Annotated in this window: 23 protein-coding genes; 14 read left to right on the top strand and 9 right to left on the bottom strand. The window is 67.9% G+C overall.

The window, feature by feature from the left end; translation table 11 throughout:
* Positions 1 to 7: 7 nt before the first annotated feature.
* The gene (locus DQP57_RS14270) at positions 8 to 310 is read right to left on the bottom strand and encodes a DUF4193 domain-containing protein (protein WP_036468275.1); all 303 of its coding nucleotides are present in this window, start codon (positions 308 to 310) and stop codon (positions 8 to 10) included.
* A gap of 193 nt (positions 311 to 503) precedes the next feature.
* Here DQP57_RS14270 and cei point away from each other — a divergent pair, with 193 nt between their 5' ends.
* Positions 504 to 1,154 carry an envelope integrity protein Cei gene (gene cei, locus DQP57_RS14265; protein ID WP_112633560.1) on the top strand — a complete coding sequence of 217 codons (651 nt, stop codon included), beginning with the start codon at positions 504 to 506 and terminating at the stop codon, positions 1,152 to 1,154.
* A 10-nt stretch (positions 1,155 to 1,164) separates the two neighbouring features.
* Here the strand turns inward: cei and DQP57_RS14260 are convergent, their stop codons facing one another.
* Positions 1,165 to 2,043, bottom strand: coding sequence for an inositol monophosphatase family protein (locus DQP57_RS14260; RefSeq protein WP_112633559.1), 879 nt, complete (start codon positions 2,041 to 2,043; stop codon positions 1,165 to 1,167).
* Between the two features lie 101 nt (positions 2,044 to 2,144).
* Here DQP57_RS14260 and ppgK point away from each other — a divergent pair, with 101 nt between their 5' ends.
* The 3 genes from ppgK (at position 2,145) to DQP57_RS14245 (ending at position 5,207) form a co-directional block, all read left to right on the top strand.
* A complete protein-coding gene (gene ppgK, locus DQP57_RS14255) occupies positions 2,145 to 2,954 on the top strand; it encodes a polyphosphate--glucose phosphotransferase (protein WP_112633558.1) in 810 nt (269 codons plus the stop codon).
* A 176-nt stretch (positions 2,955 to 3,130) separates the two neighbouring features.
* Entirely contained in the window at positions 3,131 to 4,675 is a 1,545-nt protein-coding gene (locus DQP57_RS14250; protein WP_112633557.1) for an RNA polymerase sigma factor, read from the top strand.
* A 124-nt stretch (positions 4,676 to 4,799) separates the two neighbouring features.
* A complete protein-coding gene (locus DQP57_RS14245; RefSeq protein ID WP_112633556.1) occupies positions 4,800 to 5,207 on the top strand; it encodes a RidA family protein in 408 nt (135 codons plus the stop codon).
* Here DQP57_RS14245 and DQP57_RS14240 read toward each other — a convergent pair.
* The gene (locus DQP57_RS14240; RefSeq protein ID WP_430919223.1) at positions 5,162 to 5,521 is read right to left on the bottom strand and encodes a DUF952 domain-containing protein; all 360 of its coding nucleotides are present in this window, start codon (positions 5,519 to 5,521) and stop codon (positions 5,162 to 5,164) included. The two genes, DQP57_RS14245 and DQP57_RS14240, sit on opposite strands and share 46 nt — an antisense overlap.
* 129 nt (positions 5,522 to 5,650) lie before the next feature.
* Here DQP57_RS14240 and DQP57_RS14235 point away from each other — a divergent pair, with 129 nt between their 5' ends.
* Both DQP57_RS14235 and DQP57_RS14230 read left to right on the top strand, forming a co-directional pair.
* Positions 5,651 to 5,836, top strand: coding sequence for a DUF7455 domain-containing protein (locus tag DQP57_RS14235; protein WP_007774888.1), 186 nt, complete (start codon positions 5,651 to 5,653; stop codon positions 5,834 to 5,836).
* A 67-nt stretch (positions 5,837 to 5,903) separates the two neighbouring features.
* Positions 5,904 to 6,908: a YihY/virulence factor BrkB family protein gene (locus DQP57_RS14230; RefSeq protein WP_112633554.1), complete on the top strand. Its 1,005-nt coding sequence runs from the start codon at positions 5,904 to 5,906 to the stop codon at positions 6,906 to 6,908.
* Between the two features lies 1 nt (position 6,909).
* On the opposite strand, the gene DQP57_RS14225 is transcribed toward DQP57_RS14230, so the two are convergent.
* Positions 6,910 to 7,149 carry a DUF3039 domain-containing protein gene (locus DQP57_RS14225; RefSeq protein ID WP_064879665.1) on the bottom strand — a complete coding sequence of 80 codons (240 nt, stop codon included), beginning with the start codon at positions 7,147 to 7,149 and terminating at the stop codon, positions 6,910 to 6,912.
* 58 nt (positions 7,150 to 7,207) lie between these two features.
* Here DQP57_RS14225 and DQP57_RS14220 point away from each other — a divergent pair, with 58 nt between their 5' ends.
* The 3 genes from DQP57_RS14220 (at position 7,208) to DQP57_RS14210 (ending at position 9,600) form a co-directional block, all read left to right on the top strand.
* Positions 7,208 to 7,654, top strand: a complete 447-nt coding sequence (locus tag DQP57_RS14220; RefSeq protein ID WP_112633577.1) for a DUF3099 domain-containing protein — start codon at positions 7,208 to 7,210, stop codon at positions 7,652 to 7,654.
* Positions 7,655 to 7,821: 167 nt separating this feature from the next.
* On the top strand, positions 7,822 to 8,781 hold the full coding sequence (gene sigB / locus DQP57_RS14215) for a sigma-70 family RNA polymerase sigma factor SigB (protein WP_007774892.1): 960 nt from the start codon (positions 7,822 to 7,824) through the stop codon (positions 8,779 to 8,781).
* Between the two features lie 129 nt (positions 8,782 to 8,910).
* Positions 8,911 to 9,600, top strand: coding sequence for a metal-dependent transcriptional regulator (locus DQP57_RS14210; protein ID WP_067839871.1), 690 nt, complete (start codon positions 8,911 to 8,913; stop codon positions 9,598 to 9,600).
* A gap of 43 nt (positions 9,601 to 9,643) precedes the next feature.
* Here DQP57_RS14210 and DQP57_RS14205 read toward each other — a convergent pair whose 3' ends face one another.
* Positions 9,644 to 10,702 carry a DUF4192 domain-containing protein gene (locus DQP57_RS14205; RefSeq protein WP_112633576.1) on the bottom strand — a complete coding sequence of 353 codons (1,059 nt, stop codon included), beginning with the start codon at positions 10,700 to 10,702 and terminating at the stop codon, positions 9,644 to 9,646.
* Positions 10,703 to 10,814: 112 nt separating this feature from the next.
* On the opposite strand from DQP57_RS14205, the gene sthA reads away from it, so the two are divergent.
* Positions 10,815 to 12,230, top strand: a complete 1,416-nt coding sequence (sthA, locus tag DQP57_RS14200; RefSeq protein ID WP_112633552.1) for a Si-specific NAD(P)(+) transhydrogenase — start codon at positions 10,815 to 10,817, stop codon at positions 12,228 to 12,230.
* A gap of 52 nt (positions 12,231 to 12,282) precedes the next feature.
* Here the strand turns inward: sthA and DQP57_RS14195 are convergent, their stop codons facing one another.
* On the bottom strand, positions 12,283 to 13,119 hold the full coding sequence (locus tag DQP57_RS14195; protein ID WP_112633551.1) for a trypsin-like serine peptidase: 837 nt from the start codon (positions 13,117 to 13,119) through the stop codon (positions 12,283 to 12,285).
* Positions 13,120 to 13,348: 229 nt separating this feature from the next.
* Here DQP57_RS14195 and DQP57_RS14190 point away from each other — a divergent pair, with 229 nt between their 5' ends.
* The 3 genes from DQP57_RS14190 (at position 13,349) to DQP57_RS14180 (ending at position 16,146) form a co-directional block, all read left to right on the top strand.
* Positions 13,349 to 14,320, top strand: coding sequence for a proteasome assembly chaperone family protein (locus DQP57_RS14190; protein ID WP_112633550.1), 972 nt, complete (start codon positions 13,349 to 13,351; stop codon positions 14,318 to 14,320).
* Between the two features lie 62 nt (positions 14,321 to 14,382).
* A complete protein-coding gene (locus tag DQP57_RS14185) occupies positions 14,383 to 15,414 on the top strand; it encodes an alpha/beta fold hydrolase (protein WP_112633549.1) in 1,032 nt (343 codons plus the stop codon).
* 45 nt (positions 15,415 to 15,459) lie between these two features.
* Entirely contained in the window at positions 15,460 to 16,146 is a 687-nt protein-coding gene (locus DQP57_RS14180) for a PhzF family phenazine biosynthesis protein (protein ID WP_112633548.1), read from the top strand.
* 23 nt (positions 16,147 to 16,169) lie between these two features.
* Here DQP57_RS14180 and DQP57_RS14175 read toward each other — a convergent pair whose 3' ends face one another.
* The 3 genes from DQP57_RS14175 to DQP57_RS14165 form a co-directional block, all read right to left on the bottom strand.
* Positions 16,170 to 16,655, bottom strand: coding sequence for a peroxynitrite isomerase (locus DQP57_RS14175; protein ID WP_112633547.1), 486 nt, complete (start codon positions 16,653 to 16,655; stop codon positions 16,170 to 16,172).
* A 45-nt stretch (positions 16,656 to 16,700) separates the two neighbouring features.
* Entirely contained in the window at positions 16,701 to 17,165 is a 465-nt protein-coding gene (gene nrdR / locus DQP57_RS14170) for a transcriptional regulator NrdR (RefSeq protein ID WP_112633546.1), read from the bottom strand.
* 98 nt (positions 17,166 to 17,263) lie between these two features.
* Positions 17,264 to 17,758 (bottom strand): LysM peptidoglycan-binding domain-containing protein, encoded by a 495-nt coding sequence (locus DQP57_RS14165; RefSeq protein ID WP_112633545.1) that lies wholly within the window; start codon positions 17,756 to 17,758, stop codon positions 17,264 to 17,266.
* A 293-nt stretch (positions 17,759 to 18,051) separates the two neighbouring features.
* On the opposite strand from DQP57_RS14165, the gene lexA reads away from it, so the two are divergent.
* The gene (lexA, locus tag DQP57_RS14160; RefSeq protein ID WP_112633544.1) at positions 18,052 to 18,750 is read left to right on the top strand and encodes a transcriptional repressor LexA; all 699 of its coding nucleotides are present in this window, start codon (positions 18,052 to 18,054) and stop codon (positions 18,748 to 18,750) included.
* The last annotated feature ends 6 nt before the right edge of the window (positions 18,751 to 18,756 follow it).

The following is an 18,756-nucleotide window of genomic DNA, read 5'->3' as shown; positions in this document are numbered from 1 at the left end:
GCGGCTATCAGGCCGCGCAGTCGGTACAGATCATCACGCCGTTTTTCTCACTGGCCAGCCGACTGCGGTGTTGCACCAGGAAACAGCTCGAGCAGGTGAACTCGTCGGCCTGCTTCGGAATCACGCGCACCGACAGTTCTTCCCCGGACAGGTCGGCACCCGGCAGTTCAAAGTTCTCAGCGGATTCGGATTCGTCGACGTCGACGACGGCCGAGGCCGCCTCGTTCCGTCGCGCTTTGAGCTCCTCCAGCGAATCCTCCGAAACGTCGTCCGTCTCGGTGCGCCGTGGAGCGTCGTAGTCGGTAGGCATATCTCTTCCCCTGCCCTATTGCCTCTGCATGCCCGCGATATCCAGGCATCGCTTTGTACCAGCGTCGAACGCATCCACCAAATGATTCGTGCCCGTATCGCGGCCCATTAAGGTGTGATTTGCGTCACACCCCTGGTTTTACCCTTGCGCTCGTCTCTGAACAGTGGGTTTAGCGTGCCGCTAGAGTGCACCTGTGGTCACGCAAATCACCGAGGGTACAGCGTTTGACAAGCATGGTCGGCCTTTTCGGCGGCGCAACCCCCGGCCCGCCATCATCGTGGTGATTCTTCTCGCAGTGGCCACCGGCGTCATCTGGACGGTCGCCCTGACGCGGCCCGCCAAGGTGCACGAGGCCGCGGTGTGCAATCCCCCGCCGCAGACGGGCGGTTCGACGCCGGCCCAGCTCGGCGAGCAGGTGCCTCGCAGCGCCATGATGGACGTCACGCCCGCCAAACTCGCCGACACCAAGGTTCGCGTCCTCAACGCCAGCGGCCGCGGCGGCCAGGCCGGCGACGTCGCGGGCGCCATGAAAGACCTCGGCTTCGCCCAACCGACCGCCGCCAACGACCCGCTGTATGCGGGCACCAGGCTCACCTGTCAGGGCCAAATCCGTTTCGGCACCGCCGGACAGGCCACCGCGGCCGCCGTGTGGCTGGTCGCGCCGTGCACCGAACTGTTCAACGACAACCGCGCCGACGACTCCGTCGACCTGTCGCTGGGCACCGACTTCAGCGCGCTGGCGCACAACGACGACATCGATGCCGTGCTCGCCACCCTGCGTCCCGGCGCCACCGAACCCTCAGATCCCACGCTGCTGGCCAAGATTCACGCCAGCAGCTGCTGACCGCGGGCGGTCAATCCAGAATCGGATCCAGGCCGTGGAAGCGCTCCAGGACGGCCAGCAGCTCGTCGGCGATTCCGGGCGCGGCGGCCAGCGCCAGGCCTGCCCCGGCCTCCCCGGGCGCGGGCAGGACCACCCGGGCCCCCGCCTCGGACGCGATCAGCGCACCCGCGGCGCGATCCCACACCTGCAGGCCGTGCTCGTAGAAGGCGTCGAGCCGGCCCGAGGCGACCATGCACAGATCCAGTGCGGCCGAGCCGATCCGGCGGACATCGCGCACCACCGGCAGCATGCGCGCCAACAGCGCCGCTTGCGCCGCGCGGCGCTGCCGCGAATAGCCGAAACCGGTGCCCAGCAACGCCATCGACAAATCGTCGACGGCGGCGCTCTGCAACAGCTGCGTCCCCTCGTCGTCGGTGACATGCGCCCCCAGGCCCAGCGCCGCCGAATAGACGCGGTTCCCGACGACGTCGGCGACCGCCCCGGCCACCGACTCGCCGTTGATCTGGGCGCCGACCGACACGGCGTAGGCGGGGATGCCGTAGACGAAATTCACTGTGCCGTCGATGGGATCGAGCACCCAGGTGACCGTCCCGGCGGGCGTGCCCGCCGGGTCGTCGGGCCCGCCGCCTTCCTCGCCGAGAATCGGGTCCCCAGGCCGTAATTCGGCCAGCCGGTCGCGCAGCAGCCGTTCGGTTTCGGTGTCGACCACGGTCACCGGGTCGGTCGGGGTGCTCTTCGATCGCACCGCGCCACTGTCGGGGGTGTGCAAGCCGCCCGCCTCGGGGCCGAAAACCTCTGCCCGCCGTCGCCTCACGAATGCGGCGGCCTCCGCGGCCAAGGTTTCGGCGACCGAGCGCAGCCCTACGAGCTCGTCATCGGAAGGGGTCACCGGTCTATCGGATCACAGTCGCCGGGCTCGCGCAGACGCCACGGACGGCACCGCCGCGGCGCTAAGGTGAGCGGACAGCCCCGTCACGCCGAGGAGATTCGATGACCAGCACCGACTCGACCACGGAGACGCCCGGTGTCGCCGCCGGCGACGGCCGGCCAGCGCGCCGCGGGTTCGGCATCGACGTCGGCGGCAGCGGCATCAAGGGCGGCATCGTCGACATGGACACTGGGCAGCTGATCGGCGAGCGGGTGAAGCTGCTGACGCCGCAGCCCGCGACGCCCTCGGCCGTCGCCAAGACCATCGCCGAGGTGGTCGACGCTTTCGGGTGGACCGGCCCGCTGGGAGTGACCTATCCCGGGGTCGTCACCCACGGCGTCGTGCAGACGGCGGCCAACGTGGACAAGTCGTGGATCGGCACCAACGCGCGCGACATCATCAGCGCCGAACTGGACGATCAGGACGTCGTGGTGCTCAATGACGCCGACGCGGCGGGCCTGGCCGAGGAGCACTACGGCGCGGGCAAAGGGAAGTCGGGACTGGTGGTGCTGCTGACCTTCGGCACCGGGATCGGTTCGGCGGTGATTCACAACGGGACGCTGATTCCCAACACCGAGTTCGGCCATCTCGAGGTCGGCGGCAAGGAGGCCGAGCAGCGGGCGGCGTCCTCGGTGAAGGAGCGCAACGGCTGGTCCTACGAAAAGTGGAGCAAGCAGGTGACCAAGGTGCTGGTGAGCATCGAGAACGCGGTGTGGCCGGATCTGTTCATCGCGGGCGGCGGCATCAGCCGCAAGGCCGACAAATGGGTGCCGCTGCTGACCAACCGCACCCCGGTGGTGGCCGCGGCCCTGCTCAACACCGCCGGGATCGTCGGCGCGGCGATGGCCGCCACCTCTGACGTGACCCACTGATTTCGCCCGGCAGAGCCGTAGTACCCCGCACTGTCGTTACAATGGTGCTCGGCGAATGCCCAACCGACAGCGTGCGGCTACTCATGCTGATACCAACGCCGACATCGACATAGCAGACACTTTCGGTTAACCATGCCCACTACCCACCGAGAGTGAGCCCAAACGAAGGGGTGTAAGTGGCAGCGACGAAAGCAAGCCCGGCAACGGATGGGCCGGTGAAACGCACCGCCACGAAGTCTCCGTCCTCCCCCGCCAAGCGACCCGCGGCCAAGGCTGCCAACGGCTCGGCGCCCGCGAAGCGGGCCGCCAAGACGGCCTCACCGTCCACCAAGTCCGAGGCCGACGGGGCCGCCGACGCCAAGACGCGCGCCGCGGCCAAGGGCGCCGGCGCCAAGGCGCCCTCCGCCCGCGGAACCAAGGCGGCCAAGGGTGGGCCCGCGGATCCCGACGCCCTCGATTCCGACGGCGCCGTCGAGGATCTCGACAACGAACCCGACCTCGAGGCTGAGCCCGGCGAAGACCTCGACATCGACACCGACCTGTCCCTCGACGACCTCGAGGAAGACGTAGCGTCCGACGGCGAAGACGCCGAGGAGGGCGACGCCGACGAAGGCGAAGGCGAGGAAGAGGCCGAGGAAGGGGAGGCCGCAGCCAAGCCCGCCAAGGCCGGCGAGGCCGCGGCCGAGGAGGACGAGGAGATCGCCGAGCCGTCCGAAAAGGACAAGGCCTCCGGCGATTTCGTGTGGGACGAAGACGAGTCCGAGGCGTTGCGGCAGGCCCGCAAGGACGCCGAGCTGACCGCCTCCGCCGACTCGGTGCGCGCCTACCTCAAGCAGATCGGTAAGGTCGCGCTGCTCAACGCCGAGGAAGAGGTTGAGCTGGCCAAGCGGATCGAGGCCGGCCTCTACGCCACGCAGCTGATGAGCGAGCTGGCCGAGCGGGGCGACAAACTGCCCGCCGCCCAGCGCCGCGACATGATGTGGATCTGCCGCGACGGCGACCGCGCGAAGAACCACCTGCTGGAAGCCAACCTGCGACTGGTGGTGTCGCTGGCCAAGCGCTACACGGGCCGCGGCATGGCCTTTCTGGACCTCATCCAGGAGGGCAACCTGGGTCTGATCCGCGCGGTCGAGAAGTTCGACTACACCAAGGGTTACAAGTTCTCCACGTACGCGACGTGGTGGATCCGCCAGGCCATCACCCGCGCCATGGCCGACCAGGCCCGCACCATCCGCATCCCGGTGCACATGGTCGAGGTCATCAACAAGCTGGGCCGTATCCAGCGCGAGCTGCTGCAGGACCTGGGCCGCGAGCCCACGCCCGAGGAGCTGGCCAAGGAAATGGACATCACGCCCGAAAAGGTGCTGGAGATCCAGCAATACGCCCGCGAACCGATCTCGCTGGACCAGACCATCGGCGACGAGGGCGACAGCCAGCTCGGCGATTTCATCGAGGACAGCGAGGCCGTGGTGGCCGTGGACGCGGTGTCGTTCACGCTGCTGCAAGACCAGCTGCAGTCGGTCCTGGAGACGCTCTCGGAGCGCGAGGCGGGTGTGGTGCGGCTGCGTTTCGGGCTCACCGACGGCCAGCCCCGCACGCTCGACGAGATCGGGCAGGTGTACGGCGTGACCCGCGAGCGCATCCGCCAGATCGAGTCCAAGACGATGTCGAAGCTGCGTCACCCCAGCCGCTCCCAGGTGCTGCGCGACTACCTCGACTAGTCGGTCACCCGAACCGGTTGCCGCGCAACCCATCTCGATGCCGGTGTAATCCGGAGGCCAAACGAGCGCTGCCGCCGCGAAATTCGGCTGCGGCGGCGGCCTGGGCCGTCGTACCGTAAGGCGCATGGCCACCAATCGCGCCCGCGTCTCGTCCGGATCCGCCTTCGAATCGGCGGTCGGCTACTCGCGCGCGGTGCGGGTCGGTCCGCACGTGTGGGTGGCCGGAACGACCGGCGCCGGGCCCGCCGGTGACATCGCCGCCCAAACCCGAGATGCTTTGCGCCGCATCGAGATTGCGTTGGATCAAGCGGGTGCCGCGCTCAACGACGTGGTGCGCACCCGCATCTACGTCACCGACATCTCGCGCTGGCGCGAGGTGGGAGCGGTGCACGAGCAGGTCTTCGGTGCGATCCGGCCGGCGGCAACCATGGTCGAGGTATCGGCGCTGATCGCCCCCGAGTTGCTGGTGGAGATCGAAGCCGACGCCTACGTCGACGCCGGACCGAAGGTTCCGTCGTCGCCCGGCGGATAGGCGGTGACCCGGACCACGGCGGCCAGGGGCAGCGGGCCGTACAGGTGCGGGAACAACATCGACTCGGGATCGGTTGGTACACCCAGCTCCCACCGCACCGGAGCGGCGAGCCGGGTCGGGTCGATGTGCAACAGGACGAGGTCGTCGCGACCGCGGTAGAGCCGGTTGGCCGGCAGGTGCACTTGGTCTGGCGTCGACAGATGGATGAAGTCGCCGCCGGCGTCCTCGGGCAGGATCCCGCCCAGCCGGCGGGCCCGCGCCCACTGCTCGGTTCCACACAGGTGCACCAGGACGTCGGGGACGAAGGTCACAATCCGGCACCCTAGAGACCGCCTAAACCAAACCTGACCAGGCCGTGAGAAACGACACACCCGATAACGATCGGGGAACAAGGCGAAAACGCCATACGTCTGAGAAAGTGAATGTACGAGAACGGAGAAGCCATGAATGCAACTCTGACGAGTCCCGAACTGACCCGGGCCGACCGCTGCGACCGCTGCGGTGCCGCGGCCCGCGTGCGCGCCAAGCTGCCTTCCGGACTGGAGCTTCTCTTCTGCCAGCACCATGCCAACGAGCACGAGGCGAAGCTGACCGAGCTGGACGCCGTGTTGGAGTTCAGCGAAAGCTAGCCCGCGGACGAACTCGCCCATCGCCAATGTGGGCGGTGGGCGTGATCTTCGGTAATGCTGGACGGGTATGAGCGAGCAGGTCGCAAAACCGTCGCGCCACCACATTTGGCGAATCACCCGCAGGACTCTGTCCAAGAGTTGGGACGACTCGATTTTCTCGGAGTCGGCTCAGGCTGGTTTTTGGTCGGCGCTGTCACTGCCGCCGCTGCTGCTCGGGCTGCTGGGCACCCTGGCCTACGTGGCTCCGCTGTTCGGCCCGGACATGCTGCCCAGCATCCTGCGCCAGCTGATCTCGACCGCGCACAGCGTGTTCTCCCGCAGCGTGGTCAACGAGATCATCGAGCCGACCGTGCGCGACATCGCCAACCACGCTCGCGGCGAAGTGGTGTCGCTGGGTTTCATCATCTCGTTGTGGGCGGGGTCGTCGGCCATCTCGTCGTTCGTCGACTCCGTGGTCGAGGCGCACGACCAGACGCCGCTGCGCCACCCGGTGCGGCAGCGCCTGTTCGCGTTGTTCCTGTACGTGGCGGGGCTGGTGTTCGTGGTGGCGACTGCGCCGTTGGTGGTCTTGGGGCCGCGCAAGGTGGGCGAGCACATTCCGGTCAGCCTGGCCAACGTGCTGCGCTACGGCTACTACCCGGCCCTGATCCTCGTCCTGATGGTCGGGGTGGTGATCCTGTACCGGGTGTCGTTGCCGGAGCCGCTGCCGACGCATCGCCTGATCGTCGGCGCCGCGCTGGCCACCGCGGTGTTCGTGGTCGCCACCCTGGGCCTGCGGATCTACCTGCAATGGATCACCAGTACGGGCTACACCTACGGCGCGCTCTCCACGCCGATCGCATTCCTGCTGTTCTCGTTCTTCGGGGGCTTCGCGATCATGATCGGCGCCGAGCTCAATGCCGCCATCCAGGAGGAATTCCCCGCGGGCAGGACGCATGCGCACCGGCTGCGCCGGTGGCTGCTGTCGCGCTCGCCCGCGCTGGCGAAGGCGGCGGACACGCTGTCGAATCCCGTGACCACGAATCCCATCACCGCGCAACGCGAGGTCGCGCCGGCGGAGCCGCCGGGCTAGGTCAGCCCTTCTTCATCCGGTCGTAGATCTGCTTGCAGTCGGGGCAGACCGGTGAGCCCGGCTTGGCCGCCTTGGTGACGGGAAATACCTCGCCGCACAACGCCACGACGTGATTGCCCATCACCGCGCTCTCGGCGATCTTGTCCTTCTTGACGTAATGGAAGTACTTCGGGGTGTCGCTGCCGGTCCCGTCGTCGACGCGTTCGTCGGTCTCGGTGCGTTCGATCGTTTGGGTCTGCATACCTGTCATTGTGCACTGCCCGGCGGGCCCAGAAACCGCCCGAGCCGGAATCGGCCAGTTGTGGGACAGTGGAGAAATGAAGCACGGCTCCGATCCGGGGTTCGACGGCCGGTTCGATGACTTCGACGGCAACAAAAGCCGTCCGGTGCTCATCACCGCCGCCGCGACCTCGTATGAGGAGCAGCACCGCGCGCGGGTCCGTAAATACTTGACGTTGATGGCATTCCGGATTCCGGCGCTCATCCTGGCCGCCGTCGCCTACGGCGCGTGGCACAACGGGCTGATCTCCCTGGCGATCGTGGCGGCCTCCATCCCGTTGCCCTGGATGGCCGTCCTGATCGCCAACGATCGCCCGCCGCGCAGTGCCGAGGAGCCGCGCCGGTTCGACGACGCCCGCCAGCGCATTCCCCTGTTCCCCCGCGCCGAACGTCGCGCGCTCGAGGCTCCGCGAGAACCGCAACCGGGCTGGCCTCCCGGCGCGCGGGGCGGAATGGATCCCGACTAGCCGTCGTTTCTCCGCAGGGTGCCCCCGCCGCGGACTTCTCAGGACATTCTCAGGTCGGCGGCACATTTCTGCACGTCAAGACGTGTGAGATAGGGAGTCGCTGGGAACTCTCAGAGCTGATCTGTCGTTGAACTCGATGACAGAACAAAGCCGAACGGGAGGTCGCTATGGCGAACGCCAGCACGAGCAGATTTGACGGCGATCTGGATGCTCAAAGCCCCGCAGCGGATCTAGTGCGCGTATATCTCAATGGAATCGGTAAGACGGCACTGCTCAATGCGGCCGGCGAGGTCGAACTCGCCAAGCGCATCGAGGCCGGGCTCTATGCCGAGCACCTGCTCGCAACGCGTAAGCGCCTCGGGGAGAACCGTAAACGCGATCTAGAGGCCGTGGTGCGCGACGGCCAGGCGGCGCGTCGTCACCTGCTGGAAGCCAACCTGCGTCTGGTGGTGTCGCTGGCCAAGCGGTACACCGGTCGCGGCATGCCGCTGCTGGACCTGATCCAGGAGGGCAACCTCGGGTTGATCCGAGCGATGGAAAAGTTCGATTACACAAAGGGATTCAAGTTCTCGACCTACGCGACCTGGTGGATCCGTCAGGCCATCACCCGCGGCATGGCCGACCAGAGCCGCACCATCCGGCTGCCGGTCCACCTGGTGGAGCAGGTCAACAAGCTGGCGCGGATCAAGCGTGAGATGCACCAGAACCTGGGACGCGAGGCCACCGACGAGGAACTGGCCGCCGAGTCCGGAATCCCGGTGGAAAAGATCAACGACCTGCTCGAGCACAGTCGCGACCCGGTAAGCCTGGACATGCCGGTCGGCTCCGAGGAAGAAGCCCCGCTGGGCGACTTCATCGAGGACGCCGAAGCTATGTCGGCCGAGAACGCGGTGATCGCCGAGCTGCTGCACACCGACATCCGCAGCGTGCTGGCCACCCTGGACGAGCGTGAGCACCAGGTGATCCGGTTGCGGTTCGGCCTGGACGACGGCCAGCCGCGCACCCTGGACCAGATCGGCAAGCTGTTCGGGCTGTCCCGTGAGCGGGTCCGCCAGATCGAGCGGGACGTAATGTCCAAACTCCGCAACGGGGAGCGCGCCGACAGGCTACGGTCATACGCGAGCTAACACCTCACTCAAACTAGGTAGCAGACGGTATGCCCGCCGCGTCAGCGGCGGGCATACTGCGTGCCGGGGAGGCGTTACAACCATTCGCGCAGCTGGCCAAGTAGACTCAGCGTCGACGGAGGGTGCTGAATGAACGACCTGGTTGACACCACCGAGATGTACCTGCGGACCATCTACGACCTCGAAGAAGAGGGCGTGACGCCGCTGCGTGCCCGAATCGCCGAACGCCTGGATCAGAGCGGGCCGACTGTCAGCCAAACCGTGTCGCGCATGGAGCGGGACGGTTTACTTCACGTGGCCGGCGACCGCCACCTCGAGCTCACCGACAAGGGCCGTGCGCTGGCCATTTCCGTCATGCGCAAGCACCGCCTCGCCGAGCGATTGCTGGTCGATGTCATCGGGCTGCCCTGGGAAGAGGTGCACGCCGAGGCATGCCGCTGGGAGCACGTGATGAGCGAGGACGTCGAGCGGCGGCTGGTGAAGGTGCTCAACAACCCGACCACCTCGCCCTTCGGCAACCCGATCCCCGGGCTTCTGGACCTGGGCGTGGGCCCCGAGTCCTGGTCCGAGGACGGCCCCCTGGTCCGGCTGACCGAGTTGCCCGCCGGTGCGCCGGTGGCGGTCGTGGTGCGGCAGTTGACCGAACACGTCCAGGGCGACATCGACCTGATCTCCCGCCTGAAGGACGCCGGCGTCGTCCCCAACGCGCGCGTCACCGTCGAGACCAGTTCCGCCGGGGTGACCATTGTCATTCCGGGCCACGAGAACGTCACCCTGCCGCACGAGATGGCGCACGCCGTCAAGGTCGAAAAGGTCTGAGCCGGGCGCGGCCCGCCCGGCGCCGCCGCGCTCACGATTACCCCTACCCCGCCCTGCGGCCGAACGGCCGGCGCGGCGGTAGCCGCACCCCGAACTGTTTGGCCAGCCGGTAGCCGGTCAGCGCCAGGTCCCGGATGTCGTCGGGCCGCAGACCGGACTGCAAAGCGGTGTCCAGCATGCCCGCCATCCGATGGTCGGGGTCACAACGCAGCGCCTCCTGCAGCGACACCCCAGCGAGCGGGCCGTCGCCGCGGGCGTAGGCGCTGAACGCGATCAGGACCAGCGCCTCGACCCGCCACGGCGGGGGCAGCCGGCGCGCGAGCAGCGCCCACAGCGACTCGGCCTCCCCTGCGCCCTCCCCCACCGCCAGGGCATACAGCATGTCGCGGACCTGCGCGTCGCGCAGCGCACAGCCCAACGCCGCCACCTCCGCGTCCGTCAGTGATTCCCCACCCGCGACACGGGAAGCGGCGGCCATCGCCGCCTCCACGTCGCGGCGGGTGCAGCGCACCGGATGTGCCCGGTGCGCCGCCCGGCGCCGCGCGGCCTGCTTGTCGACCGCAGCGGCCAGCGCGGCGCTGCGTGTCGGGTCGTCGGGCGCGATGACCGCCTGCAGGTCGGCGCGACGCGCATAGAGCCGCCTGCCTTCCAGCACCGCGGCGGCGGCCAGCGGGGAGGCCGCGGGATCCTCGACGACGCCGCTGGACCCGCAGCCCTCGGCGCAATGCCACCGCCCGCCGAGCGCCACCTGGTCCACCACGTGGGTGGCGTAGAGCTCAATGTCGTGCTGCGCCAACGCTTCTGCGAGCGCTACCGAAAGCTGCCGGTATTCCTCGTTGCAGCTTGGGCAGTAGGCGCCGTCCGCGTCGACGATCACCGCGATCACGGCCTCCGGGGCCGCCGCGGCGGCGACCTCCGCCAGGTCCCCCACCCGGTCGATGACCTCCTCGGAGAGGTCGACGCGCATCACCGACCCGAGTTCGCCGTCGCCCAAAGACACCAATATCAATGAATTTTCGGGAACGAAGCCCAGAACGGCGGGCAGCGCGGCGATGAGTGCGCCGGGGCGGGACAGTTCGAAGTCTGCTCGATGCGTCGTCATGGGCACCACGCTGACGGCGGCCACCGTCAAGCGGTGCGCAGGTGCGCGGGTGCGGCGGCGGTGCTGTGGATGAACCCAGCACTGTGCGTTGTGCTGCCTTACTGTTTAAGCCATGAGTTCGGCGCAAGAGTACGACATGGTGGTCATCGGGTCCGGGCCCGGCGGGCAGAAGGCCGCCATCGCCTCGGCCAAGCTCGGTAAGTCGGTCGCGGTCGTCGAACGCGGCCAGATGCTGGGCGGCGTGTGTGTGCAGACCGGCACCATCCCGTCAAAGACGTTGCGCGAGGCGGTCCTCTACCTCACCGGGATGAGCCAGCGCGAACTCTACGGCGCCAGCTACCGCGTGAAGGAGAAGATCACCCCGGCCGATCTGCTGGCCCGCACCCAGCACGTGATCGGCAAGGAAGTCGACGTGGTACGCAACCAGCTGATGCGCAACCGGATCGATCTGCTGATCGGCCACGGGCGTTTCGTCGACCCGCACACCATCGAGGTCGAGGACCCGTCGCGGCGCGAAAAGATCACCATCACAGGCAAATACGTCGTCATCGCCACCGGCACCCGCCCGGCGCGGCCCTCCGGTGTCGAGTTCGACGAACACCGGGTGCTCGACTCCGACGGGATCCTGGATCTCAAGTCGTTGCCCGCCTCGATGGTGGTGGTCGGCGCCGGCGTCATCGGCATCGAGTACGCCTCGATGTTCGCGGCGCTGGGCACCAAGGTCACCGTCGTGGAGAAGCGCGACGACATGCTCGACTTCTGCGATCCCGAGGTCGTCGAGGCGCTGAAGTTCCACCTGCGTGACCTGGCGGTGACGTTCCGGTTCGGCGAGGAGGTGACCGCCGTCGACGTCGGCTCGGCGGGCACCGTCACCACCCTGGCCAGTGGCAAGCAGATTCCCGCCGAGACGGTGATGTATTCGGCCGGGCGCCAGGGCCAGACCGATCACCTTGATCTGCACAACGCCGAGCTCGAGGCCGACAACCGCGGACGCATTTTCGTCGACGACAACTTCCAGACCAAGGTGCCCCACATCTATGCCGTCGGTGACGTGATCGGCTTCCCCGCCTTGGCCGCCACGTCGATGGAGCAGGGCCGCCTGGCGGCCTACCACGCGTTCGGGGAGGCGAGCGACGGCATCACCGAGCTGCAACCGATCGGCATCTACTCCATCCCCGAGGTCTCCTACGTCGGCGCCACCGAGGTCGAGCTGACGAAGAACGCCGTCCCCTACGAGGTCGGGGTGGCCAGGTACCGCGAGCTGGCCCGCGGCCAGATCGCCGGCGACTCCTACGGGATGCTCAAACTACTGGTGTCCACCCAGGACCTCACGGTGCTCGGCGTGCACATCTTCGGCACCAGCGCCACCGAGATGGTGCACATCGGCCAGGCCGTGATGGGCTGCGGCGGCACCGTGGAGTACCTGGTGGACGCGGTGTTCAACTACCCCACGTTCTCCGAGGCCTACAAGGTGGCGGCGCTCGACGTGATGAACAAGGTCCGGGCGCTCAACCAATTCCGCCACTAACCCCGATGGTGGCGACCCGTTGCGCCCGGCTCCGCCGCGCTGACGATCGCCACTAACAGGCGTCTTGCAGGTCGCCCACGAGCGGATCGCCGGGACCACCCGCCTCGGCGCGAGCCAGCAGCTCCGCGGTGTGCGCGTCGAACGGCGCGGAATACGACATGTTCGCGGCGCAGCCACCCCGCTCCAGACCGCCGATCACCCCGATGAGCGTCGTCCCGCTCACCCAGGGCGCGCCGCTGGTGCCGTCCACCAGGCCCTCGCACGCCAGCGCCGGGAACCCGCTGTCGGTGACCGACGTGGCGGCCTGACAGCCGATGGGTGAACCCCCCACGCCGGCCGGATAGCCCAGCACCGTGACGCGGCTGCCCGGCGGGGGCGTGACGCCCAGCGTCAGCGCCAGGCCGACCCGGGACTCGACGGGAGCGCCGGCCTCGTTGCTGACCCGAGCGATCGCATAGTCGGCGTGCGGGTCTTTGCTGGCGGTCCAGCGCGGATCGAGGTAGACCGCGTCGGCCTTCCACACATCGGCGGGGCCGGGTGCGGCGTCGCCGGCGAAACCGGGAACGAATGTGATCAGCGACGCTCCGGCGAGGCAGTGCGCGGCGGTGATGATCAGGTTGCCGCCCGTCGAATGCACGACGGAACCGGTGCATACGTGCAGCGGGCCGCCGTCGATGAATATCGCCCCGATGCGCCGATCCGGCTCGACCGGACCGGCGACGGCCTTCTGTTCGGGCTGGCTGAGCCGCTGCACGGGGCCGCCGACACGGGGGGCGGACACCGGCGCACCCGAGACATGCTCGACGGGCCGGTGACACGACGTCAGCGACATCGCCACCCCCACCACCGAGCAGAGCATCAGGATCCGAATGCGCATCGCCTTCATCATGCCTGACCGGGGGGCGGCAGGCCGACTCCTACACATCGCGGTGCGCCACGGGGTTTGCTGGCGAGCCCGCGGCTCGCCCCGGGCGCGTTCCCATCGGATTACGCCTGAGAATTATCGCGTTTCAGCTACAAGCGTGACGCGAAGTTCGCTGAGCGATGTGGGTGCCGGCTGATTCGGGGGACACTTGGTAGGGCACCCTGGAAGGACCCCCGAGAGGAGGCGATCGCAGATGGCTCACCACCAAGACCCAGCTGACCGGTACCAGCCGGGGCAGGCCGGCATGTACGAGCTCGAGCTGCCGGCGCCGCAGCTGTCGACGTCCGATGGCCGCGGCCCGGTGCTGGTGCACGCCCTGGAGGGCTTTTCCGACGCCGGTCATGCCATCAAGCTGGCGTCGGCACATCTGAAGGCGGTGCTGGACACCGAGCTGGTCGCGTCCTTCGCGATCGACGAATTGCTGGACTACCGCTCCCGGCGGCCGCTGATGACGTTCAAGACCGATCACTTCACCCATTACGAAGAGCCCGAGCTGAACCTCTACGCGATGCGCGACACGATCGGCACCCCGTTCCTGTTGCTGGCCGGCATGGAGCCGGATCTCAAGTGGGAGCGCTTCATCACCGCGGTGCGGCTGCTGGCCGAGCGCCTCGGCGTGCGCCAAACCATCGGCCTGGGCACCGTGCCGATGGCGGTTCCGCACACCCGGCCGACCACCATGACCGCCCACTCGAACAACCCGGAGTTGATCGCCAACTTCCAGCCGTGGATCTCGGAGATCCAGGTCCCCGCCAGCGCGTCCAACCTGCTCGAATACCGGATGGGCCAGCACGGCCACGAGGTGATCGGCTACACCGTGCACGTCCCGCACTACCTCACCCAGACCGACTACCCGGCCGCCGCGCAGGCGCTGCTCGAACAGGTCGCCAAGACCGCGTCACTGGAGCTGCCGCTGACCGCGTTGACCGAGGCCGCCGAGGTGATTCGGGCCAAGATCGACGAGCAGGTCGAGGCGAGCGCGGAGGTCGCTCAAGTGGTGGCCGCGCTGGAGCGCCAGTACGATGCCTTCATCGACGCTCAGGAGAACAGATCGTTACTAGCTCGCGACGAGGATCTGCCTAGCGGCGATGAGCTAGGCGCAGAGTTCGAGCGATTTCTGGCCCAGCAGGCCGAGAAGAAGTACGACGACGACGACCATGCCTGACCCCCGCAGCACGAGCCCCTAGCCAGACCGGCGTAGCCCGGCCCGACACCAAGGTTGGCGATATGACCGAGCGGAAGCGCAATCCCACGCTCCGCCCGGTGCGTGAAGTCACCGCACCCAGACTCGAGTTCCGCACCATCCACGGTTACAAGCGGGCGTACCGCATCGCCGGTTCCGGGCCGGCGATCCTGCTGATTCACGGCATCGGCGACAACTCGACGACGTGGAATACGGTGCAGGCCAAGCTCGCCCAGCGTTTCACGGTGATCGCCCCGGACCTGCTGGGACACGGGCGATCGGACAAGCCGCGCGCCGACTACTCGATCGCGGCCTACGCCAACGGGATGCGTGACCTGCTCAGCGTGCTCGCCATCGAGCGGGTGACGATCATCGGTCACTCGCTGGGCGGTGGCGTCGCCATGCAATTCGCCTACCAATTCCCGCATCTGGTGGAACGGCTGATCCTGGTCGGCGCGGGCGGCGTGACCAAGGACGTCAACTTCGTCCTGCGGTGGGCCTCGCTGCCGATGGGCAGCGAGGCGATCGCCCTGCTGCGGCTGCCGCTGGTGCTGCCGGCGGTTCAGCTCGTGGGACGCGTCCTGGGGACCGCGCTGGGCAGCACCGGCTTGGGCCGCGATCTGCCCAACGTGCTGCGCATCCTCGACGACCTGCCCGAGCCGACGGCGTCGGCGGCGTTCAGCCGGACGTTGCGTGCGGTGGTGGATTGGCGCGGGCAGATCGTCACCATGCTCGACCGATGTTATTTGACCGAAGCCATCCCGGTGCAGATCGTCTGGGGCACAAAGGATGTGGTGGTCCCGGTCCGGCACGCGTGGATGGCGCACGCCGCGATGCCCGGCTCGCGTCTGGAGATCTTCGAAGGCTCGGGCCACTTCCCGTTCCACGACGACCCGGCCCGGTTCATCGACGTCGTCGAGCGTTTCATCGATTCCACCGCCCCGGCCGAATACGACCAGGCCAATCTGCGCAGCCTGTTGCGCACCGGCGGCGGCGAGCGGGCCGTCTCGGGCCCCGCTGGAACCCGCGTCGCCGTACTGAACGCCATGGGGTCCGACGAACGCAGCGCCACCTGATCCCGTCGATCGATGCCGACGGCTTCCGCGCCGTACAGTCGGGCCATGGGGATCGACGTGACGGTGTTGCGGGTGTTCACCGATTCGGACGGCAATTTCGGTAATCCGCTGGGCGTGGTGGACGCCCGCCGGGTCGACCCCGCCGAGCGGCAACGGTTGGCGACCCAATTGGGGTACAGCGAGACGGTTTTCGTGGACGTCCCGGCCGCGGGCTCCTCAACCGCGCATGCCACCATCTACACGCCGCGAACCGAGCTGCCGTTCGCCGGCCACCCCACCGTCGGCGCGACGTGGTGGCTGCGCGAGAGCGGTTCGCCGGTCAACACGCTGCGGGTACCGGCGGGCATCGTGCAGGTGGGCTCCGACGAACACCGCGCCGGCATCGACGCGCGCGCGGAATGGGCGCCCGACTTCGCATTGCACGAATTCGCTTCGGCCGACGAGGTTCTCGCCGCCGACCCGGCCGACTTCCCCGACGACACCGCGCATTACCTGTGGGCCTGGACCGACCGGGCATCCGGGTCGCTGCGGGTTCGCATGTTCGCCGCCAACCTCGGTGTGGTCGAGGACGAGGCCACCGGCTCGGCGGCGATGCGCATCACCGATTACCTCAGTCAGAGCCTGCGGATCACGCAGGGCAGGGGCTCCGTCATCGAGACGACATGGAGCGCCGAAGGCTGGGTCGGGGTGGCCGGGCGGGTCGTCAATGACGGTGTGCGACACCTGGACTGACGGCCAACGCGGGGGCGGGTGGGCTAGCTTTGCCGGTGCAGCACCGCGGCGAGGTGGTCCTGCAGGGGTTGCCCGACCGCACCCATCTGCACGGTGTAGGACAGCTCGTCGCCGTCGATGCGGAAGGAACGGCCAAGCGCCGTCACCTCTTTGGCGCTGGGAGTCAGCCCGACGGTCGTGGTGGCCATCTGCATTTCGATGACGTCACCGGTGACCGAGTAGGTGCCGACCTCGATTTCGGTGATGCCGCTGGGATGCGCCAAAACCAGCTCGACGTGGCCCGGCTGGGGCACCCGGAGATACCCGGTTTCGGCGTGCAGCGGCTTGCCGTCGGCCACCGCCTTGGTTTTCTGCCCGTAGGCCAGAAACGGTTTACCGACGTGGGCGAACACGACTTCCTCGAGGTAGTCGAACGGCGGGATCGTCGGGTACTTTCCCGCGCCCTTGCCGGACCAGGTCCCAAGGAGCGGGGCCAGCGCCGCAAGGTCGGGATGCAAGTCAGTAGGCATGAAAGCGAGCCTAGCGGGGTGACGATGCGGGCCGGGACGGCCCGGTCAGCCCGGCGCCGTCACGCCGCGGTGATCGCGCAGCGCCTGGATCTCGCGTTCGAAATCGTCCGCGGACTCAAACGAGCGATACACGGACGCGAACCGCAGGTAGGCCACCTCGTCGAGGTCGCGCAGCGGCCCGAGGATGGCCAATCCCACCTCGTGGCTGGGGATTTCCGGCGAACCGGCGGCGCGCACGGTGTCTTCGACCTGCTGGGCCAGCAGGTTCAGGGCGTCGTCGTCGACCTGTCGACCCTGGCAGGCGCGGCGGACGCCGCTGATGACCTTTTCCCTGCTGAACGGTTCGGTGACGCCACTGCGCTTGACCACCGCCAGGACGGCGGTCTCCACGGTGCTGAAACGCCGTCCACACTCGGGACAGGATCGGCGCCGCCGGATGGCCTGGCCTTCATCGGTTTCGCGCGAGTCGATCACCCGGGAGTCGGGATGACGGCAGAACGGACAGTGCATGACCGCTCCTTCACCGTGCCGACGAACAACCGCAGGACTTTGAGCGTACCCGCGCGCCGATCTGCACGGCTAACAGAGCCGTTTTCGCACAACGGTTGTCAGCCGACCGGAGCGATGAGGGTCTGACCCGCCATCAGGTTGGGCGAGTGCAGATCGTTGAGTTCGCGGATGCGGTCGGCGACCTGAGTGGTCGGCGCCTCGGGCGCGACCCGGTGCGCGAAGTCCTGCAGCGACTCCCCCGCGTCGACGCGGACGACGGCCAGCCGGTCGGGAATGTGGGCCGCGTTGTTGGTGGAGTCGCCGTTGAGCACCTGGCCGACGTTCGCGACGAGCCCCAGCCACAGCGTGATCGCCCCGGCGGCCAACGCCAGCCCGATGGTCGACGCCCAGGTGGTCGCGCGCCGGCGGTGCGGGGCGACCGACATTGCCACCCCGGTGCCGTAATAGCGCGTCGCCGCGCCCGCCGGGCGCGCCGGCGCCGGCCTGCGGGATCGGGTCAGACCGTCGCGTCCATACCGAGCACCCTGCACGGGTCCGTTGATCGGGCGCCGAAGACTGCTGATACGCGGCGCAGGCGTGTGGATGACTGTCATCTTCGTTCCTCCGGTCAACTAGCTCTCGCTCGTGTGTTCGACTCTAATCGCTTGTGTGTTCGAAACCCGAACATTTGAGCGAAGCGTGTCGCACGAGCAAACGCTAGATCACTCCACCGACAAGTTCGTCGGCCTCTACCACTGTCACGAGGCCCAAATACCCGATAACCCGAAGAGTTACACATTTGTGATTCACCCGACTTTGCGCCTTTTCCGTCGCCGCCCGCGACGGCGCGACACGCCACTCGAACACATGTTTGATTCTTGTTCGAGTGGCGGCTACATTCATTGCCATGGGCGACAGCAACGACATTTCCTCGGCCGGCCCCGAAGGCCGGTTGCACTCCGTGGATCCCTCGCTGACCGAGCGTCAGCGCACCATTCTGAATGTCATCCGCGCCTCGGTCACCAGCCGCGGCTACCCGCCGAGCATCCGCGAGATCGGCGACGCCGTCGGCCTGACGTCGACGTCATCGGTGGCGCACCAGCTGCGCACCCTGGAGCGCAAGGGGTACCTGCGGCGCGACCCCAACCGCCCCCGGGCGGTCGATGTCCGCGGGATCGACGACGACGTGACGGCGCCCGCCACCGAGGTGGCCGGCTCGGATGCCCTGCCCGAACCCACGTTTGTCCCGGTGCTCGGGCGCATCGCGGCCGGTGGACCGATCCTGGCCGAGGAGGCCGTCGAGGATGTCTTTCCCCTGCCACGCGAATTGGTCGGCGAGGGAACGCTTTTCCTGCTCAAGGTGGTCGGTGATTCGATGGTCGACGCCGCGATCTGTGACGGCGACTGGGTGGTGGTGCGTCAGCAGAACGTCGCCGACAACGGCGACATCGTCGCGGCGATGCTCGACTGCGAAGCCACCGTCAAGACGTTCAAGCGCGCCGGCGGTCAGGTCTGGCTGATGCCGCACAACCCGGCGTTCGACCCCATCCCCGGCAACGACGCCAGCGTGCTCGGCAAGGTCGTCACCGTCATCCGTAAGGTCTGACGCCTC

It is taken from the genome of Mycobacterium colombiense (genome assembly GCF_003284935.1).
GTDB lineage: Bacteria > Actinomycetota > Actinomycetes > Mycobacteriales > Mycobacteriaceae > Mycobacterium > Mycobacterium arosiense_A.
This window is presented reverse-complemented; position numbering and strand designations above follow the sequence as displayed.

Coding starts and splice junctions, on each gene's coding strand:
- DQP57_RS14165 (WP_112633545.1), bottom strand. CDS start 17,758: ATGACAGTCATCCACACGCCTGCGCCGCGTATCAGCAGTCTTCGGCGC.
- DQP57_RS14205 (WP_112633576.1), bottom strand. CDS start 10,702: ATGACGACGCATCGAGCAGACTTCGAACTGTCCCGCCCCGGCGCACTC.
- sigB (WP_007774892.1), top strand. CDS start 7,822: ATGGCGAACGCCAGCACGAGCAGATTTGACGGCGATCTGGATGCTCAA.
- sthA (WP_112633552.1), top strand. CDS start 10,815: ATGAGTTCGGCGCAAGAGTACGACATGGTGGTCATCGGGTCCGGGCCC.
- DQP57_RS14180 (WP_112633548.1), top strand. CDS start 15,460: ATGGGGATCGACGTGACGGTGTTGCGGGTGTTCACCGATTCGGACGGC.
- lexA (WP_112633544.1), top strand. CDS start 18,052: ATGGGCGACAGCAACGACATTTCCTCGGCCGGCCCCGAAGGCCGGTTG.
- DQP57_RS14270 (WP_036468275.1), bottom strand. CDS start 310: ATGCCTACCGACTACGACGCTCCACGGCGCACCGAGACGGACGACGTT.
- nrdR (WP_112633546.1), bottom strand. CDS start 17,165: ATGCACTGTCCGTTCTGCCGTCATCCCGACTCCCGGGTGATCGACTCG.
- ppgK (WP_112633558.1), top strand. CDS start 2,145: ATGACCAGCACCGACTCGACCACGGAGACGCCCGGTGTCGCCGCCGGC.
- DQP57_RS14225 (WP_064879665.1), bottom strand. CDS start 7,149: ATGCAGACCCAAACGATCGAACGCACCGAGACCGACGAACGCGTCGAC.
- DQP57_RS14230 (WP_112633554.1), top strand. CDS start 5,904: ATGAGCGAGCAGGTCGCAAAACCGTCGCGCCACCACATTTGGCGAATC.
- DQP57_RS14245 (WP_112633556.1), top strand. CDS start 4,800: ATGGCCACCAATCGCGCCCGCGTCTCGTCCGGATCCGCCTTCGAATCG.
- DQP57_RS14195 (WP_112633551.1), bottom strand. CDS start 13,119: ATGATGAAGGCGATGCGCATTCGGATCCTGATGCTCTGCTCGGTGGTG.
- DQP57_RS14190 (WP_112633550.1), top strand. CDS start 13,349: ATGGCTCACCACCAAGACCCAGCTGACCGGTACCAGCCGGGGCAGGCC.
- DQP57_RS14175 (WP_112633547.1), bottom strand. CDS start 16,655: ATGCCTACTGACTTGCATCCCGACCTTGCGGCGCTGGCCCCGCTCCTT.
- DQP57_RS14185 (WP_112633549.1), top strand. CDS start 14,383: ATGACCGAGCGGAAGCGCAATCCCACGCTCCGCCCGGTGCGTGAAGTC.
- DQP57_RS14210 (WP_067839871.1), top strand. CDS start 8,911: ATGAACGACCTGGTTGACACCACCGAGATGTACCTGCGGACCATCTAC.
- DQP57_RS14235 (WP_007774888.1), top strand. CDS start 5,651: ATGAATGCAACTCTGACGAGTCCCGAACTGACCCGGGCCGACCGCTGC.